Source organism: Microvirga pakistanensis, assembly GCF_004458765.1.
Taxonomy (GTDB): Bacteria; Pseudomonadota; Alphaproteobacteria; order Rhizobiales; family Beijerinckiaceae; genus Microvirga; species Microvirga pakistanensis.
The window spans coordinates 1-722 of the sequence record NZ_SPJX01000470.1 but is presented as its reverse complement, the minus strand read 5'-3'; the positions used below and the strand labels follow the sequence as shown (position 1 = coordinate 722).

The 722-nt window shown below is 69.4% G+C and carries 1 protein-coding gene; it reads right to left on the bottom strand.

Annotated elements, in window-relative coordinates:
- Positions 1-722 (bottom strand): Ig-like domain-containing protein (locus tag E4K09_RS29335; RefSeq protein ID WP_166802444.1); only part of this gene is annotated, 722 nt, incomplete at both ends.

The following is a 722-nucleotide window of genomic DNA, read 5'->3' as shown; positions in this document are numbered from 1 at the left end:
GACGTCGCACGAAGAGTGAGATTGATGGTCCCCGAGAAGTCATGGGGAGGTGTGATGGTCAGGTGTGCGAGGTCGGACGGGCTGAGGCTCCAGCTCCCGTCCGGCTGGCGCGTGCCGTGCGACAGGCTCGCGCCATCGGGCACCCCGAGGATGCTGACCGTCAGCGCCTCGGAGCCGTCGGTGTCGGCCAGGGCAGCCGACAGAGTGAGCGCGATCGCCCTATCCTCGTCGCCGGCCGCGCGGGCTGCATGCACCACCGGTGCATCGGCCACCGCCTCCACCTGGAGGTGGAACGACGAGACCGTGGTGGCGCTCGAGCCGTTCGAGCTTTCCCGGGCATGCGCCTGCACGGTCACGGTCGCCTCGCCGCTCCAGTTCTCCGGCGGGGTGAGCGTCAGGCCGGAGAGCTGGGCCGGCGTGAGGGTCCATGTGCCGTCAGGGTTCTTCGTGCCGGCCGACAAGCGGCTGCCGTCGGGCACGCCCAGCAACACGATCGAAAGGACCTCGGAGCCGTCCGTGTCGGTCAGGGCCGCGGCCACATCGAGCGCGATGGGCTGATCCTCGCGGCCGCTCGCATCGTTTGCGACCAGCGTGGGCGCATCGGCCACCGCCTTCACGTGAACCTGGAACGAGGTGCGGGTTTCCGCCTCCGATCCGTTCGACGTCTCCCGCGACATCGCCCGCACGGTCAGATCAACCGTCCCGGAAAAATCATGCGGGGG